Raw genomic sequence first — 18,185 nt, forward strand, 5'->3', positions numbered from 1 at the left:
CTGCAATATATACTATTATAGGTTCTAAAGCTAATTCAAAAGCTAATCCACCTCTATTCTTTCTTCCGTTACTATCTAAACCTACTTCACAACCAATTAAATAATCAACTAAATGTTTTTCTAATAAATCTGTAAATAAGTATTTTAATCCTATTTTTTTAGTAAAATCTAAATATTTATCTATCTCATATTCACTTAAGGTTTCTTCATCATCTATATTGAATCTATACTCCATCACATCATCTTCTAAAGCATCTATGTTTACAACTTTAAATAACTCCTTACCATTTTTCAAACTATCTCTTTCATTTTTTGATAAAGCAAATAAAGCTGGGAAAACATTTATTACAGTTGGAATTCTTCTAACTATTTTTTTGAAATCTTCATCATAATTTTTATTTTTCACAAGTGCATTTAAAGTATTAAGTTCTATATTATATTCACTTACAATTTTACTAGGTCTTTCCCAATTAACATAAAAATTAAATCCTCTATTTGTTTCTAATAAAGATTTAGTGAATATTTTTACTAAATCACTAGGTCGTGTCTGAAAACTAAATATTGCGCAAAAACCGAGTTTTAGGTAAAATAAAATAAAAAACTCGGAGGTTGCAAATATGGCACAAAAGCGTTATGAAATATCAGATGAACAATGGGATCAAATAAAAAACTTAATTCCAATAGCAAAAACAGGACGACCTCCAAAGGATAACCGACTTATATTTAATGCCATACTATGGATTGCAAGAAGTGGTGCAGCATGGCGTGATTTACCAGAACGTTTTGGTTCATGGAAAACTGTATACAGTCGTTTTTGTAAGTGGCGTAATGATGGTACTTTATTAACAATTTTTAGAGAATTAACCTCAGAGGCAGATTATGAAAATTTAAACATTGACTCAACATGTATAAAAGCTCATCAGCATAGTGCTAGTGCTAAAAAGGGGCTATAAACAGCGAAACAAAACAGCATATTGGACTAAGCCGTGGTGGACATACCACAAAAATTCATGCAGTTGTTGATGGGCTTGGTAATCCAATCTATTTTCAATTATCATCTGGTAATTTACACGACAGTACACAGGCTGTAGATGTTCTTTCCAACATCGATATAAAAGATAGCAATATCTTGGCAGATAAAGCATACGGTACAAACGAAATTAGAGAATATATTACTTCCAAGAAGGCCTCATATACTATTCCACCAAAATCCAATGCAACAAACCCGTGGAATTGTGACTGGTGGCTGTATAAAGAACGTCATTTAGTAGAATGTTTCTTTAATAAAATCAAACATTTTAGAAGAATTGCAACTCGTTATGACAAGCTTGCTGATTCTTTCCTCGCTTTTGTTTATATTGCTGCTATTTTTATTTTGTCTAAGTAGTCTATTGCTACATTGTTTTCAGACACACCCTAAAAGAAAAAATTTTACTTTCAAAGGAGATTATTGACCTAATAATCGATAGTTTTATTCATGCTCTGCCTTGTTATATAAAGGAAAAGCTATCGCTTTTGTCCTGCGAAAGTTGAGAAATTTATTCTTATATTCAGATTTAGATAAACGTTCTAAAAATCTCTCAAACATATAATTTTGTAAAACAACTTATGCAGACATATCTTTAGCTTTAGCAAGTTTTTTAATTTTTGCCTTTAAACTCATAGCTTTACCGCTCATAGAAGAACCTCCATATATTTTTTCATTATTTTATCAATATGAAGTTTTTTTGCATATTCTCCCAGCAAGGTAAAATCTGCAGATTTCAATTTAATATATCGCTTTAAAGCTTCATTTAAGATTTGAATATCTACCCTATTCCTGCTCCTCACAATATCACAAATTGTCCTTTCCACATTATACAATCTAATATTATTTCTAAAAGAAGTTTTTGCTGTAGTAACACCTAAAGAGTGCAATTCATTTTTTATATAATGAATCTTATTGCTTTCAGAAATACTTTTTACAACCTTGTAACTACTTGGTACAGTTACCGAATATTCAAAAGGTGTTCTATCAGATAAGCCATGTATAAATAGAGCCGTTTCATGTGAATAAATTAACTTTGGATATTTAAGATGTACTAAATCTGATGTAAATACCATGTCATTACGTTGTTTAATTAAATTTTCTAATTTTTTCAAGTAATTCATCTACATCACCTCTTTACAAATATACTGATATTATATTTTAGATCAGTATATTTGTAAACATTCACTTCCTGCCTAAACTTTTATATATTCATGATATTTGTCTTATGAATTAATACTTAAATACCATAATCACAGCATCAAAGCTAGATGCCTTAAGTTTCTTTTTAGTTGAACTTCAGCATTTTCTTTCCTGCCTTTATAGCAGGCACCGCTGTCCGAACCCCCATGTCCATAATCAAAACATAATCCCGCCATTATTTATCCCTCCTCTCATTTATCTGTTCTAAAATATTCTTCAGTTTTTCAGGTACAGGAAGTCTAACTTTAGCTGAACTTTCTATTATACTTATGCCTTCATTGGAAATGTAGAAAAAAATAACAGCGGTGCGTACTGCACTACCGTTTTTAATCAAATGCACATCTATTATGTTTCCTATTCCCACGAGTACAAATCTATACATATTCTCTCATTCTTTTATATCTGTTTACAATTGCGGCAATGACCCGGGCAGCACGTTTTAATTCATCCTTGTTGTGAGTTGACATCAAAGCTACACGAAGCCTTGCGCATCCTTTCTTAACAGTTGGATAACGAATTGCCGAAATATAATAACCTTGTTCAAATAATTCCCTGGATATCTCCATGGCACTTTTTTCATCACCTATAATAATAGGAATAATAGCAGTCTCAGAATCTGCTTCAATTCCTGCTTCTCTTAAACAGTTGCAAAAATATTGAATATTTTCCTGTAATGCCTGTACTCTCTGTGGCTCATCCATGATTAATTCAATGGATTTTATTGAAGCCGCCATAACAGCTGGAGATAACGACGTGGAAAATATAAAGCTGCGGGATTTATTTTTTAGATATTCAATCAATTCTTGTTTCCCACAAACAAATCCTCCCTCGCTGCCAATGGCCTTGCTTAAAGTACCCATTATAATGTCAGGATTTCGCGTCATATGAAAATATTCCATTGTTCCACGGCCGTTTTCTCCAATTACTCCTGTGGAATGTGCTTCATCAATCATAGAAAATAACCCATACTTATCTGCAATTTCTACCAATTGTGGTAAATTCACAATATCTCCATCCATGCTAAATACGGCATCACTTACCACTAAACCTTTACTACATGGATTTTGTTTAATTTTATCCTCTAAGTCATTCATATCATTGTGACGATACACTACAATTTTTGCCTTACTTAAACAACATCCATCAATTATACTAGCATGATTCAACTCATCACTAAAAATAACATCATCTTTTGAACATAACGCAGAAATTATTCCTATATTTGCCATATACCCAGTATTATAAACTAAAGCTGCCTCTGTTCCTTTAAATACCGCCAGAAGCTCCTCCAATTGATTGTGTAAGTTTATCGTTCCAGTAGTTAGTCTGGAGCCGCCAGAACCAACACCATATTTTCCCATAGCTTTTAGTGCATAAGCTTTCACCTGTGAATCATTAGACATATCCAAATAGTTGTTAGAGGCCATCATAATCATTTCTTTTCCTTGAAAAGTGACATGCGCACTTTGTGCTGACTTAATCTCATTCATAGTTCGGTACAAATTATTATATTTTAAATTCTCCAATGCCTTATCTATAAAATTCCATTTATTTTTTGTACTTTCTTCTGTTTTATATGGCTTATTTAATATGGAAGATATATTTTTAACCAATACCTCCCGTTTTTCTATATAATCAATGCAATCTTGAACTTTGGAATGGTCTCCTCTATAAAGAAAAATCCGTCCCCCGTCCTCACTTCCCATTTCCTTCAATTTGGTAATGCGCATATATCCATTTTCCTTTGATGCCACATAACCTGTTACATAATCAGGATCATCAGAAATGCAGATTTCACCAATAATATTAGGCGCATATGCTACCTTGGTAGCTAATACAATTGCTTCATTATAGTGATCCTTTGTATCCTTTTTTTTCATAACAGAATTAACTTCATCCATATAGGTAGCTCGAATTCCTCTATCTTTATTAGGTTCCAATCTTTCTAATGTATCTACGTTTAATAACATAGCACCTCGCATATTATAAGTATCCTTTAATTTTTCTAAAACAGCCGAAGCATTAGTAATGCCTATTTTTTCTAACATAGCTAATAACTTTTGAATGCCATCTTGGTAACTACTTACATTTACCGTAGTAACAGGTAATGCATCAAGAAATAAAATATCTTCTTGATTTACTTTTTCGATTTTTATATTTATAAAATCTGCTTTGCCTTTTGAGTGATATAATGCCCTAGTTAATAAAGCTTTAGAATATATAAAAAGACTGTCTTCTCCTGTTATTTTTTCTGCACCTGAAATATGTTTCTCTATTCCATCTTGACTTTTACTTGCTCTCATTTTTAAACTATATAAATTCATTCAATTCACCTTATCCACATTAGTATTTAGATTTAAATATTTGATACTACAATAGTAAAGAACGTACGTAAAAGCATTGCAATTATTACGATTAACATTACCATTAATTTTAATTATTCTGTAATTTGTTGTTTTTTATATAATATTCCTATTTTTTTTTAAGAATATAACTAGTATAAATATATCTTACTTATTTGTCAACCTTATAGTGTACATATGGTTGACAATTAGCTACTGTATAACTTGCCCCATCCTGCTGTCTGGGCTAAATTTACAACAACAGTTGCTGTAATGGCATTTTTAAGAGTTGCATAGTTACTTGTTATTGCAGCGTTTGTAGTTTTAGGCTCAAAGGCCTGTATTACTTTATACTTTTCAATTATTGCCATAATTCATTTTCCTCCTTTAAAATCTATTAATATGAATAAGCAATAAAAAGACTTACTGATGAGCAAGTCTTTTTGTTATCTTTTGAAATATTATTCATGAATTATTAAAACAAAATTGATTATTCTAGAGTATTCTATTACTTGAATTTCTAAGTTACCTGTGACAAGTTTACTGTTCCTTACTATACCAGTTTCTGATAACTAATGTACTTTCTTTACTTGGGTAATATTGTTTATTATCGTCTTGTTTACCTATTGCAAATGCAGAAAACCCCAGAAGCCATGGCTCATTCTCAAATTCTCTTCTATAAGCCTCAAAACAATTAGCTTGTTCAACATTATTTACAGTGCTATTTTCATCTGGCTTCCATGGATGAAACGATGCTTCATCAGTCTTAGGAAAACCAAGCTCTCCAAAGAAGATAGGTTTATTCCATTTATCATAAAAATTTTTTATCTCTTGTTTTATATTTTGGTTTCTAATTTCTCCATTTACAGATATCTGTGAATTTTCTATTGCGCTTACAAGATGTTCCACAGTATTTGTAGCATTATTTGTAAGTTCGAAATAAGCTGCAATAGATATAAAATCTAGTTTTGAAAACAACTTATTATTTAGCTTGTTTTCATAGTCAGTAATACTTTTAGTATCCCATGATGCTGTATACCACCAATTGGTTCTATAGGTTACTAATCCTTTATAATAGGTTCTAACATAATCTATGGTATCACACCATTTTTTTTCTTCGGGTTCTATATTTACAAAATTACTCCCTATGTTTAGTGCATCTACATTGTATGGCACTGCAATATCATCTACTAATGTCTTTAATACATTTACCCTCCAATTTGAAAAGAAAGTATCCATATCATCTGGATTCCAATCTGTTTCACTCTTTCCTCCTTCAGCTATCCATGGATAAGGCTCTAATATTATTTTTATATCTCTACCTTTTAATTGTTTTATCAAACCTATTGCTGTACTCTCACTATCTTTATCAACTTCCATATTACTTGAAGATAGATTATCTATTTTTATCTTTACAGGTATGTTTAAAGTATTCAATTGAAACTTATCTATATCACTTAAGACTTGTTCAATATCATAGTCTATAGATAGATTACCTGATTTAACTTTTTCTCCATCTAAGATTTCATCTTCATTACTTTTAATATTAAAGTTTAATGTACATTTCTTATTCAAAGTCTTACCTTTAGTAGAATGTACCTGCTCCCCAACATTTAGTGTGTAACTTTCTCCTGATGTATATCCACCTTGAGGAGCTGTTACTGCAACCGTTTTACTATCTTGCCCTAATTGTATTCCCACATCTACTTTATTACCTTTACTATCTGTTACAATTATTCCTTGTTTAGTTAAATCATCAAAACTAATTTCACTATTAAAGCTAATTATCCATGTTTTGTTTGAATCTACTGTTTGATTATCTGTAAAATTTGCTGCCTGTACATTAAATGATATTAAGAAAAAAAGGCCAAAAATAGCTGCTATTAAAATTTTATTTTTGAATTTGCCTATCATATTATGACTATTTACATATTCAACAATTTTCATTTTCCCCATTAATCCTCCTTAAATATAGTATACAAAAATTATGATAGCATTTGTAAGTATATTATAGCAAACTTCGCATATAATTGTATATATTATAATTTTTTCATAATATATACAACTATAGTCTCTATCTATCAGCCAGAATCACAAATGGACTCAATGCATTAGCTCCCTTATAAGGTGTAATAGGCTTATTTCCATATGGGGCACCATTGAACTTATATATGAATCTAAATACCTGTTCATCATATAAAAATCTTATTCGATTTTGGATACAAAAAAAGGGCTAGTCATATAAACTAACTCCTTATAAAAATGCTGCTATTCAATTTTATCTATATAAAAAAGTTGCCTACTCTAAATTAGAGCAAATAACTTTTTGTTTTCATATTGAACTATTACTTACTTGAAAATATTTTAATGGCCATTCTTCATTTCTCAATTCAAAGATATACCCCCTAAAAGTAAACTATTTTCCCATTTTTACATATTATTTTTGTTTATGATTATATCAAATGTTTCATCATCTCATTCTAAACTCCACTTTTATATGCATCAAGCGGATACTTTAACGCAATATACATTAATATTTTCCCAGCACCATTTACTCCTGCAAATATAGTATAATTAGCTATTACTCATAAAATTTTTAAAAATGCTAGACTTATGATACACTAATTTTGAGGTGTTGTTCATGAAAAAATTATTAAAAGTTGTTGGTGCAATTATAGAAAACAAAGACAAAGAAATCCTATGTGCTCTCCGTTCTCCCAAAATGTCACTCCCAAACAGATGGGAATTCCCAGGTGGCAAAATAGAACAAGGGGAAACTTTTAAACAAGCTATTGAAAGGGAGATCAGGGAAGAGTTGTCATGTACAGTTAAATTCATAGATGTTTTTAATGAAAATACTTATGAATATGAAAAATTCACAGTGAACCTGATTACAGTTAAATGTAAATTGATGTCGGGAACTCCCACAAAAAGTGAACATTCAAAATTAATATGGATGTCCAAGGAAAATTTACCTTCTTTAAACTGGGCACCTGCTGATATCCCAACTATGAAAAAACTTTTACAAGAAAAAGTATAGCAAAATTAAATCTGCTATACTTTTTTGAAAAATTCATTATACAATCCAAATGGTACTTGATTTTCCAGCTTTATCTTTACCGTTATAGGTTTTTCTTCCTGATATTCTATTACATTTCCCTTTCCTATATAGATATAGGGTTGAACCGATCCATCTATCTGTTTGTATTTCCTTATAAAAATATGTAAATTTACATTTCTCTCTTTATTGTGTATTATATTTTGCCCTCTCTCAGAATTTTGAGATGTACTATTTGGACTCTGCCATTGAAAAATATCTTCATTTATAAATTTATCTTTGTAATTAATACTCTCTTTAATTCCCTCTTCCTTATGCAAATCTACAAAAATAAAATATTCACTACCATTGCTTATAAGACCACTTCCTCTAAAAGAGCTGTGAGCTTTTTCATAATTTGACAACAATGCAGTATCCGTCATTTTATACTGCATATACAACTTAAAAAACGGTACTCCATAATATTTATTGGAAAATTCCTTCTCATATCTTATGATCCCATAATTTACAATATCCTCTATGTACTTCCTACATTCCCCATTGTATATTATCTTTTTAAAATTCCAGGTAGAATATAATTCTTTATTTTTTAATTCAAAACATTTAATAGTGGCATTTGTCTCAGATTTGTCATAATAATTCTGATTTAGATATTTAAAAGCATGGGAAATACTTTTATCATCCACATATTCAATGTGTTTTAAAATTTCATTTTTAGCCTGCTCAAGATTTATATTTTCATGATTTAAAAGATATTTTATTATACTGAACTCATATACTCTCTTTATAGGCAGCTTTCCCGTGAATTCTTTTAGAACTTTAAGGAAATCATCATTTTGCAGTAATTCTTTCAATCCTTCATCTTTTTCCATTTTAGCTACAAATGAAGTATAGATCTTCTCTTTGTTAACAAACTTAAGTGGATCAGGTGCTCCGTCATATTTCATATAATCCATTAAAAAATATGGGACTCTTCCTCCATTCATCTTCTTAAACTCCATATACTCTTCTTTTAAATATTTCATGGAATTAAAATTTTCTTCATCCAGCTGCTTCAGTATTCTCTCCTGGACAATCCTGTCCATCTGAATATTAGTACATCCGTATAAATTTCCAAATTGGGTTGCTACAGCTACTTTCAGGCTATCCTTATCATAATATCTGGATCCATTAAGTGCTATGGCTATTAAAAATGCTCTTTTATAATTGCCTATAAAATCCAACACCGTTAAAAAGGTCTTTTCCATGCACTTTCTAAGTCCTCTTCCGAGCTGCTGTATAAATATTACAGGTGAAGTCGTAGGCCTGAGCATTAAAATCAAATTAATAGATGGTATATCTACACCTTCATTAAAAATATCCACAGTAAATATAACTTCAAGCTCATTACTGTCATCTTCAAGTTGTTTTATATACCATTTTCTTTCATCAGCCGAATTCTTTCCCGTCAGACATACACTTCTTATGCCTCTCCTGTTAAATTCAGAAGTCATATACCGGGCATGGTCAATATTTGCACAAAATCCTATGCATTTTCTCTTTTCCCCATCATACCCATAAAAATTCATTTTTTCTATAATAAAATCCACCCGTTCATTTACCTTAAGCCTTCTGACTATTTCATCTACATCTTTCATATCAATATTACTTAAGTCAATAGAATCAATATCTGTTATTCCAAAATAGTGAAAAGGTATGACTAAATTCAATTCCAGTGCTTCCCTAAGTCTCACTTCCAATGCCACATTATTGTCAAAGATATCAAATATACTCTCTCTGTCACATCTTTCAGGTGTAGCAGTCATTCCAAGCAAAAAATCAGGTTCAAAATAATCTAAAATTCTCTTATAAGATGGACTAGATGCATGGTGAGCCTCATCTAAAACAATGTAATCAAATTCATCTTTACTGAAATGCCCCAGATAATTATTCATAGATTTTATAGTTGAAAATAAATAATCACAATCTAAGTCTTTACTTAAACCAGTTAAAAGTCCTAAAGTTTTATTTTTGTTTTTCACTAGTCTTGAAAAGGCACTTTCGGCACTTCTTAAAATTTCTTCTCTGTGAACCAAAAAAAGCATCTTTTTAGGATTGCAATTCATAACATCAAAAGCTGATAAATAAGTTTTACCAGTACCTGTAGCTGCAATAATAAGTGCCTTTTTCTCTCCTGAATCCCTGAGTCTCTTTAAATTTTCCACAGCTCTTTTTTGCATATCATTAGGTTTTATTATTTCATAATTATTAAAATATAATGTCTCGTCATGTCTTCTTTTTTTAATTTCTCTCAAAAAATTCCCATAGCTGTTTAAAAATTTATCATCTACAACAGAAGTTGTTTCCCACAAGCCCAAATATTCCTCTAAAACTTCACAGGAAAAACTATCATCTTTCTTGGAAATCACTCTGACGTTCCATTCTACATTACTCTTTAGAGCTCTTTGAGTTATATTAGAAGATCCTATAATTATTTTATATTCTCCACTATTTTCAAAAATATAAGCTTTTGTATGAAATCCCTTATCCTCTGAAGCAACAAATACTTTTAGATCAATATTAGTAAATTTTTTTATTTTTTCCAGTGCTTTTGGTTCAGTAAAATTAAGATATGTAGAAGTTATTATTTTACCTCTGATTCCATTCTCTTCAAATTCTTTAAAACTATCCAATAAAAGTTGAAGTCCGCTAAAATTAATGAAGGCTACACTGAAATAAAATTTTTCACACTGACTGAGACATCTTTTAAGTTCATTCAATAAATTCCCTTTATTTGAGTTAACCACTAATTTATTATTTATAAGATAATTATTATCTTCTATTTCTTTGTTTTGAATACCAAAATGTGATTGTTGTTGAAGGTCTATTTTATCAGATATGGATTCCATAATTTTCATCTGTCCTTAAAATAATTTTTAAATCTATTTAATAATTTATCTACCCATGCCGCCACCTCCTCTGCTGTCAATTACCGCAATAGCTCCTTTTGTGAGAGATAAAACCCGGAAGGCGCCTGTCTAAAAAATATTTATGCTCTCTTAAATATTATAAATCACTATATGAATTTTTACTATATCCAGTTTATTTTCAGTAACCACTATTTCTATAATAGCACTGTCCGATAAAAAATCAGATATAAAAATTGAAAATAAAATTACTTTGGTGTCTGATGAAATATCATCAGACACCAAAGTAAACATAAATAATAAAAAAATAATAGATAGGCCGGCTAAGATCTATCTATTATTTAACCATGTAAACTACTAAGCAGACTAAATTCATAATCCACCCTTCTTATTACTGATATTATACTATAGAATATAAAAATTATACAGGTAAAAATTTATAAGTCTCGCTTCATACAAGTAATTTTTCCACTGAATATTCTTCATCACATAAAAGGGTTATCTAACAAAAAATAACATTCACTCAACAGTACCCAAAAGCTCATTTGCAATATTTATGCTCTCCAGCCTCATGATACTTTCCTCTGCACTTACATAACTTAAAAGATTAATGCTTCCATAATTTATACAAAAAAGCTCGACCAGTATCCCCTCTTAATTTCACAGTATCAATATCAAAACTTTAATCTCTATTTAGACAAGTCAAACAGTCTGCATCCCATATTCATTATCAAATCTTTTAACTGAACATTTTCTATCCACTTTTCAGGAATTGACTTCATTCCATAGGCTGCACCCAGTATATTTCCACAAATTGCTCCTGTAGAATCACTGTCCCCGTCATGGTTTACCGCCATAATGAGTGCCTTTTTCACATCAGAACCCTTTAGAGCACAGTACAGGGCAATAGCCAACGCCTCTTCCGCAATCCAGCCCTCACCCAATTTTTTAATAGATTCTCTTGAATTTTCACTACTTTCTGCCAACCTTAAAGCTTTCTCAACAGCATCTACAGTTTCTTCATGACCTCTATAGATTTTTAATATATCAATTGCAGCCCTTGTACTTTCTATAATATCTTTTCCATTCACAAGTTCTGCAACAATAGCAGCAAAAGTTCCTGCTGCCAGATAACCTGTAGGATGACCGTGGGTCATTGCCGCAGCTTCTGCCGCAACCCTAAACGCATATTCTGGCTGTCCATGAAGAAACAGGCCTACAGGAGCAACACGCATTACTCCCCCACAACCTTTACTGTTATTGACAGGCTCATCCATTGTTCCCATTTTCCCACTTCCAAGTGCCGTCAAGCAACTATTCCCAGGTGCTCTTTCAGAAAACAGCTCCTTGAAATCTAAAATGCTGTTTTTCTTTTCGTGGGGCTGTTTTTCAAGCCAAACCTTATCTTCATCTGTTGGCATTCTCCCCGTCTGAGTATAATACCAACGAAGGTAGGACTGATATATACCACTTACCGAATAGGATCCGATACCCCTTTCACTACAGCGTAAATATGCCCATATCATACCATCTGCAGTAAACAAACTCATCTGTGTATCATCGGAAATAAGAGCTTTGCCTATTGCCTTGTCAACTTTTAGATCTTCTATTCCCTGCTTCCCAAACCTATATTTAATTTCATCCCATGTCATAAACTCAACAGGATATCCCAGTGCATCCCCCAGAGCACCACAGAGCAGTGACGCCATAAATAAATCTTTTAAATCTGTCATTATTACCTCCCGTTATTATTTTAAATTATTGAAAATTTCAAGACTGTTTTTTGAATGAATTCTTTTGCTTTTTAAGTTTTCAGTAATTAAAGTATATGTTATAATTTGAAATGTAATAAGAAAAATTTATATGGCTGCCTCTTCTTTATTCATGGGTGGATTATGGTTAATAATGTCTGCATATGAAGAAGAGGTGATGCATTTATGTCAGAAGAATATTTAATATTGTTTTTCAGTTTATTTTCAGTAACCACTATTTCTATAATAGCATTATCTGATAAAAAATCAGATATAAAAATCGAAAATAAAATTACTTTGGTGTCTGATGAAATATCATCAGATACCAAAGTAAACATAAATAATAAAAAAATAATAGATAGGCCGGCTAAGATCTATCTATTATTTGACCATGTAAACTACTATTATACCATAAAATATGCCCTATATATTTATTTAATACTGAAACCAGCAACGACACCTTTATTAAAATAGCAATTAAATACATAAATATAATTATCTATCAAAATATAATATTAAAAGTGCTGTCCTTTAAATTTTCTATAAAAGCTTCATTGCTTAAAATTTCATCATGTTCTTCAACCGAAGTATCAAGTGCATTTTTTGTATATTTAACCCTCTTCTCATCTCCAAATCTTATAATAGAATAAATATCCTGTCCATCATTTATATAGTTATTTAAATAGCTTTCTTTAATTATGAAATCATTAGACTTAAACGTTACAGGACTTTCTTTTAATTCTATAAACATACTATCTTTTGATAATTTTAACTTCGCAAACTCAATAAAATCATACGTATCCCTATCATTGGACAATATAGTTATCTTCAATTCGTAATTTGAATATAATGATCCAATCCTGCTATACTAAAGCCAGGGTTGGATCAAGAAGTTTCCTGACTTTTGCCGGACAACCAGCATACAACTGAATAAATTCAATAAATGGGAACACTCCAAAATATTGACCGGAGTATATAATAACAGATTTCTGCTTGTCTGATTTATAATTCTTAACTACTACAGGCAGTGACTTGCCTGAATATCTACTTCCTTCCTCCATGTTTTTGAATAGCTGAAAGTACATATATCCTATCAATGTCATAGTAATATGGAACGTTATGAAATTATATTTTGTACTTTTAAAGTCTTCCAGTTTCCAGAAATCTTTTATTTGCCTGAAATCTTCTTCTATCTCTGGTCCTAATTCATATGTATTTATTATCTGTTTTGCAGTTTTATCTGTATCTGTGGTCAAAAATACATAGTATTTATCATCCTTTTTATCATGTACCACACAGCCACATAAATCTATATCACCTGAAGGGTTACTGCTTTCCCACACTGCTCCAAGATTTCTAACGAGCTGTATTTCCTGAGTCTTCCTCTTTTTATTTGGATGCTTTGACCACTTGCCTTGTGACTTAGCTATACTTACAGCTTCACTATAAATTGTCATGTTCTTTTTTGCCGGTATATATGTATCAACTCCCCGTTTCAACTTGAGATCATTTATGATGTCCCTTGAAATGAATCCTCTGTCATTTATGAGTATATCTCCATTCTTTAAACACTTACTTTTTAGAATCATATCCTTGCAGAGTTCCAAATCATGAGTTTTTATAGAACCATAGGTTATCTCTTCAATTATTCCAGAATCATCCATAAGTCCCCTTAGTGTTCCTAGTTTATATCCCCGGACGGGTTTCCCATCTGCAGATATAACCTCTGAGTTCTCATAATTTGTATTATCTAAATTAACCTTTAATTTAGTGCAGTCAAGAATATGTATTGATGAGTACACATCAATACTCGGCAGTACATTATTCTGGATATAATGGTTATATGAGTTTATAAGATCTTCACTTTCATATTTACTGACAAGATTTCTAATAACCCCTTCTGAAAACAAACCTTTGCTCATATCCCTGTCAGTGTCCCATATGTTCCAGCCCAATTCAGACAAGAGTTCGGGGTCGGTCACTGCAAATATAACATCAGTTAAACTTGTTTTTAATTTCATTTTAGCCGTAATCACAAGTGCAATTAATATATCTAAGGGCAGATGTTTGTTTCCACTTCGTTTGTCTTTAAAGCTGTCTGATAATTTATCTATAAGGTTTAATTTTTTCATTTTTAATACTATAGTATCTATAAGGTTTGGGAAGGTAACATCAGCAGCATCAATGCTGCCGCATTTTATACTTTCCAGGACTTTCTTTTTATTATTTTTGCTCAGCTGTAACATTATAAATATCCTCCAAATCATTATTGTGTAATATATTTATAATTTTACTTTTAAACTTAACATTTTACCATAATATATTCTGATTTTTTATATTACGAATTACAGAAATAGTTCAGGGCAAACGCATGAGTAAATAAACTGTAAAGATGGCTTGGATTATGGATTTAAGACTTCCCTTAAGTTAATCATTATAGTATGATAATCATATAAACTTATATGAGGTATGGTGCTATGATAAAAAATAAAATGATAGATTATTTTGGAATTATAACAGATCAGAGACAGAAAGCAAAAATTAGACATAAGCTAATAGATATATTATTTATATCTGTAGTTTCCACATTGGCAAACTGTGATAATTGGGTTGCTATAGAAGATTTTGCAAATGACAGGATCAGCTTTTTCAGAAAATATCTTACTTTGCCCTATGGGATACCTTCTCATGACACGATGCAAAGAGTTTTTGAATGGATCGATCCAAAGGAATTTCAAAGTACTTTTATGAAATGGATAAATGAAATATCCGCCAATCTAAAAGGATCTATCATTGCAATTGACGGTAAAACAGTGTGCGGGGCACGTAATACCAATGAAGAAAAATCACCAATCCATATAGTAAGTGCCTGGGCGAGCAAATATAGAATAGTTATTGGTCAAGTGAAAACTTATAAAAAAAGCAATGAAATAACAGCAATTCCAGAGCTTTTAAAGTTATTGGATATAAATGGATGTATTGTAACTACTGATGCCATGGGGTGTCAGAAAGAAATAGTAAAAGCTATTGTAGACAAGAAATCTGATTATGTATTGGCACTTAAAGGTAATCAAAAGTTATTTTATAATGAAGTAAAAGAATATTTGGATGATGCATTAGAAACAAGCTTTAAAGACATTTCCCACAGCTATACCAAGTCTTTCGACAAAGGGCATGGAAGAAAAGAAGTAAGAGAATACTATGTTACTGAAGATATAGACTGGCTTAGTAGTAAGCAGGAGTGGGCAAATCTAAAAAGTATTGGTATTGCTGTAAGACAAAGTGAAGAAAAGGGAAAAACAACAATTGAAAAAAGATATTATATAAGTTCATTACCAGCTGACGCTGTAAAATTCTCAAATGCTGTGCGCAAGCATTGGGGGATTGAAAGTATGCATTGGGTACTTGATGTAGTCTTTGATGAAGACTCTAACAGAACCATAAAAGAACATAGCCCTGAGAATTTATCAATGCTCAGGAAATTTGCACTTAATATACTCAGAAATATAGAAACTGAAAAGATAATGAGTGGTCCAAGAAAAAGAGCCAAGGCAATGACAGATGAAGACTTTCTGGATTTAGTCGTAAAAACTACATTTTTAGCTTAATAAAATTGAGCTTATTTTTGATGTGACGGAATATATCCTTTAATATGGACTATTTGGTTATGTGAAAATATTTCTCTTGAACTATGCTAAAAATTGTAAAAATTTAATATTCATGACATTTATTTTTGATTAGAATTTCTAAAATAATAAAATATTATTTTTCATGCGTTTGCCCTGAGAAATAGTTATAGTATGATTTGCCTTAAAATAGATATATGATATAATTAAGGATAAAATACTTATGGAAATTTCACCTGCATTTTTCTTTTTCATTCTTCCATTTCTAAGCATTTTACCTTCAAATCCATTATAATACAATAAGTTCAACCATACTTGATAATCTTCTAATTCTTCCAGGGGTTGACCTTTTTCGATATATCTCTTTATAAAACTTTTTAACTCACCAATTTTATACGAGGAGTAGAGGAAAAATTTATACAGCCATATCGCTCTATAATTTATTAATTTTTCATAGCCTCTCTCATCTATCGCAAAAATTTTTATGCCCCTGTTAAAAATTTTCTCTATATAACCTACCCTTCCCTTTGAATCTCTTACTTCTTCATAAATCCAATTAGGTATTAGTAGCAGATCATAATTTGTCAATATTTTTTCTATACAAATATATTCACTTACATTTATTAAAAAACTAATCGTATTATTACCAAGGATTCCAATTTTTTTAGGAGTACTGGAACTTAATATTTCAATCAATTTCTTTACCTGAATTATTTCCATTATTTAGCTCTCTCTTCATCAGATCCTTAAGTTTATTTAAAAATTTCAAATTGTCCTTGTGATAATCAACATCCGGTTCTTTTTTCGACAATAGCTCTATTTTTTTATCCAATCCCCCAAAACTTATTATATTAGATGGCTTAACCAAATCATTATCCAATTCCAAGTTTTCAAATAACTCAACTAGATTTTCTGGCTTCTTATCAAAATTTTCAATTATAAGTCTTTTCAATCCAATGTCATTGAACACATCTACGGCATCCTCATATAACTGAATTAATACAGCCTTATAGGGTGCTTTGAATACATCCATGCACCTAGCAATTTTATTTATAAACTCATCGCTTTCCAATGAATAATAATATCTATAGACATCTCCCAATAACATTCTGGCAGCAAAGTAATCTGTTTTTCTCTCATTCAGTTCCATTTTTTCCGCTTTTATATTGTGTTGTCCCTCAACTATGGAATTATCATAAAGTAAATGAAATATTTCATGCCATGCAACAAAAAATTGATAAACTCTAGGTTGTGCTGAATTAATAACAGGTATTTTAAAATTATTCCTAATAAATATGGCTCCCCCCAATATTCATCATCTATTGGCAGCTGTATTAAATTATAATTTTTCTTTAGAACTTCAAAAGCTAGCCTATCAAAACCAGTTATTCCAATTTTGTTATAATTAATAAAAAAATCACTTTTAAAGCTTTCAATTTTATTCCTTATTTTTTTATTTGCTTCTATAACTTCATTTAGATTCTGAGATGTTATATATTGAGACATATTTATCAACCTACCTATCCTCATTATAAACTTCATAAAGATCTATTATATCATCTAAAAATTCTAACATTCTCTTAGCATTGTCACTTAATTTATATTCCTCCGGTGCATTATCAGATGCTACAATTCTACATTTACTTTCTGACTCCAGATGTTTATAATCCATCAATTCTTCAAGCTCTATATTAAAGGTTGCAATAATCTTATCCACGTGCTTTTTTAGTGTTGTATTGTTGTCTATTTCACCCTTAACCAATTTATCAATAGTCGAGTTAATTTTGAAAAAGACGACTTAGTGTACCCATTATCTCTAATAAATTGAAGAATATTAGAGCCTATTTTATATCTATTGTTGTATATATAAGATTTTAATTGAATTTCACCATACTTTTTTGCTATATCCATACTATTACCTCCTTACTTATATTATAGACAATAGGCGTTTGCGAAACGCTGTAATCCGCATAAATACGGTATATTTTTATTGCAAAATAAAATAACTCCTCACTGATTTATGGTAAAATTGAATTGTTTAAGAAACAAAATAACCATATACCTCAGAAAGGAGTTATATACATATGATAACATATAAACAGCTTTCTTTGGCAGATATATTTTCTGATTGCAAAGAAAAATTTGGGGAGCGTACCTAGATTTGTGTAAATCAGATCCAGGTACGTTATTTTTACGTATACATAACTGGTAATAGTGGTAATAATAAGTATAAATAATTTTTGAAAGGAGACTCAATATGAATGTATTGGAA

General features: G+C 30.6%; 17 protein-coding genes and 2 pseudogenes. 4 read left to right on the top strand and 15 right to left on the bottom strand.

Annotated elements, in window-relative coordinates; translation table 11 throughout:
* Window positions 1-619: DpnII family type II restriction endonuclease (locus CLLU_RS14970; protein ID WP_338078792.1), on the bottom strand; the 619-nt coding region annotated here is incomplete at its 3' end.
* On the opposite strand from CLLU_RS14970, the gene CLLU_RS14975 reads away from it, so the two are divergent.
* Window positions 618-1,387, top strand: a protein-coding gene (locus tag CLLU_RS14975) for an IS5 family transposase (RefSeq protein ID WP_420866705.1) whose coding sequence is annotated in 2 segments (ribosomal slippage) — window positions 618-945 and window positions 945-1,387 — 771 coding nt in all. Because the reading frame shifts where the segments join, the coding sequence is not laid out codon by codon here. The two genes, CLLU_RS14970 and CLLU_RS14975, sit on opposite strands and share 2 nt — an antisense overlap.
* Window positions 1,388-1,674: 287 nt before the next feature.
* On the opposite strand, the gene CLLU_RS14980 is transcribed toward CLLU_RS14975, so the two are convergent.
* The 6 genes and pseudogenes from CLLU_RS14980 to CLLU_RS15000 form a co-directional block, all read right to left on the bottom strand.
* Window positions 1,675-2,151 carry a type IV toxin-antitoxin system AbiEi family antitoxin domain-containing protein gene (locus CLLU_RS14980; RefSeq protein ID WP_106010589.1) on the bottom strand — a complete coding sequence of 159 codons (477 nt, stop codon included), beginning with the start codon at window positions 2,149-2,151 and terminating at the stop codon, window positions 1,675-1,677.
* Window positions 2,152-2,322: 171 nt separating this feature from the next.
* Window positions 2,323-2,406: pseudogene (locus CLLU_RS14985) on the bottom strand (N-acetylmuramoyl-L-alanine amidase); the annotation flags it as partial.
* A pseudogene (locus CLLU_RS14990) lies at window positions 2,406-2,603 on the bottom strand (phage holin family protein); the annotation flags it as partial. The pseudogenes CLLU_RS14985 and CLLU_RS14990, both read right to left, overlap by 1 nt.
* A gap of 1 nt (window position 2,604) precedes the next feature.
* Entirely contained in the window at window positions 2,605-4,554 is a 1,950-nt protein-coding gene (gene bioF / locus CLLU_RS14995) for an 8-amino-7-oxononanoate synthase (protein WP_106010590.1), read from the bottom strand.
* Between the two features lie 227 nt (window positions 4,555-4,781).
* Window positions 4,782-4,943 carry a hypothetical protein gene (locus CLLU_RS18770; RefSeq protein WP_158255935.1) on the bottom strand — a complete coding sequence of 54 codons (162 nt, stop codon included), beginning with the start codon at window positions 4,941-4,943 and terminating at the stop codon, window positions 4,782-4,784.
* Window positions 4,944-5,112: 169 nt separating this feature from the next.
* Window positions 5,113-6,519: a glycoside hydrolase family 113 gene (locus CLLU_RS15000; RefSeq protein ID WP_242977672.1), complete on the bottom strand. Its 1,407-nt coding sequence runs from the start codon at window positions 6,517-6,519 to the stop codon at window positions 5,113-5,115.
* A 694-nt stretch (window positions 6,520-7,213) separates the two neighbouring features.
* On the opposite strand from CLLU_RS15000, the gene CLLU_RS15010 reads away from it, so the two are divergent.
* Entirely contained in the window at window positions 7,214-7,612 is a 399-nt protein-coding gene (locus CLLU_RS15010; protein ID WP_106010591.1) for a (deoxy)nucleoside triphosphate pyrophosphohydrolase, read from the top strand.
* 14 nt (window positions 7,613-7,626) lie between these two features.
* On the opposite strand, the gene CLLU_RS15015 is transcribed toward CLLU_RS15010, so the two are convergent.
* Both CLLU_RS15015 and CLLU_RS15025 read right to left on the bottom strand, forming a co-directional pair.
* Window positions 7,627-10,518 (bottom strand): DEAD/DEAH box helicase, encoded by a 2,892-nt coding sequence (locus tag CLLU_RS15015; protein WP_420866706.1) that lies wholly within the window; start codon window positions 10,516-10,518, stop codon window positions 7,627-7,629.
* A 707-nt stretch (window positions 10,519-11,225) separates the two neighbouring features.
* A complete protein-coding gene (locus CLLU_RS15025; protein ID WP_106010594.1) occupies window positions 11,226-12,269 on the bottom strand; it encodes an ADP-ribosylglycohydrolase family protein in 1,044 nt (347 codons plus the stop codon).
* Between the two features lie 204 nt (window positions 12,270-12,473).
* On the opposite strand from CLLU_RS15025, the gene CLLU_RS15030 reads away from it, so the two are divergent.
* Window positions 12,474-12,761, top strand: coding sequence for a hypothetical protein (locus CLLU_RS15030; protein ID WP_106010595.1), 288 nt, complete (start codon window positions 12,474-12,476; stop codon window positions 12,759-12,761).
* A gap of 28 nt (window positions 12,762-12,789) precedes the next feature.
* Here the strand turns inward: CLLU_RS15030 and CLLU_RS15035 are convergent, their stop codons facing one another.
* Both CLLU_RS15035 and CLLU_RS18890 read right to left on the bottom strand, forming a co-directional pair.
* Window positions 12,790-13,104: a hypothetical protein gene (locus CLLU_RS15035; RefSeq protein ID WP_146127611.1), complete on the bottom strand. Its 315-nt coding sequence runs from the start codon at window positions 13,102-13,104 to the stop codon at window positions 12,790-12,792.
* Between the two features lie 46 nt (window positions 13,105-13,150).
* Complete coding sequence (locus tag CLLU_RS18890) at window positions 13,151-14,533, bottom strand: transposase (protein ID WP_170065767.1); 1,383 nt, start codon at window positions 14,531-14,533, stop codon at window positions 13,151-13,153.
* 231 nt (window positions 14,534-14,764) lie between these two features.
* On the opposite strand from CLLU_RS18890, the gene CLLU_RS15045 reads away from it, so the two are divergent.
* A complete protein-coding gene (locus tag CLLU_RS15045; protein ID WP_158255936.1) occupies window positions 14,765-15,895 on the top strand; it encodes an ISAs1 family transposase in 1,131 nt (376 codons plus the stop codon).
* Window positions 15,896-16,033: 138 nt separating this feature from the next.
* Here CLLU_RS15045 and CLLU_RS15050 read toward each other — a convergent pair whose 3' ends face one another.
* Genes CLLU_RS15050 through CLLU_RS15060 form a run of 4 tightly spaced genes read right to left on the bottom strand, consistent with a single transcriptional unit; the run spans window position 16,034 to window position 17,675 of the window.
* A complete protein-coding gene (locus tag CLLU_RS15050) occupies window positions 16,034-16,633 on the bottom strand; it encodes a hypothetical protein (RefSeq protein ID WP_106010598.1) in 600 nt (199 codons plus the stop codon).
* On the bottom strand, window positions 16,602-17,210 hold the full coding sequence (locus CLLU_RS15055; RefSeq protein ID WP_242977676.1) for an ImmA/IrrE family metallo-endopeptidase: 609 nt from the start codon (window positions 17,208-17,210) through the stop codon (window positions 16,602-16,604). Before CLLU_RS15055 ends, CLLU_RS15050 begins: the two co-directional genes overlap by 32 nt.
* The gene (locus CLLU_RS19195) at window positions 17,096-17,428 is read right to left on the bottom strand and encodes a hypothetical protein (protein ID WP_242977678.1); all 333 of its coding nucleotides are present in this window, start codon (window positions 17,426-17,428) and stop codon (window positions 17,096-17,098) included. The genes CLLU_RS15055 and CLLU_RS19195 overlap by 115 nt, the downstream gene beginning before the upstream one ends.
* Window position 17,429: 1 nt before the next feature.
* Window positions 17,430-17,675, bottom strand: coding sequence for an SH2 domain-containing protein (locus CLLU_RS15060; RefSeq protein ID WP_146127612.1), 246 nt, complete (start codon window positions 17,673-17,675; stop codon window positions 17,430-17,432).
* Between the last annotated feature and the right edge of the window lie 510 nt (window positions 17,676-18,185).

The sequence above is a fragment of the Clostridium luticellarii genome, assembly GCF_002995845.1.
GTDB classification, from domain to species: Bacteria; Bacillota; Clostridia; order Clostridiales; family Clostridiaceae; genus Clostridium_B; species Clostridium_B luticellarii.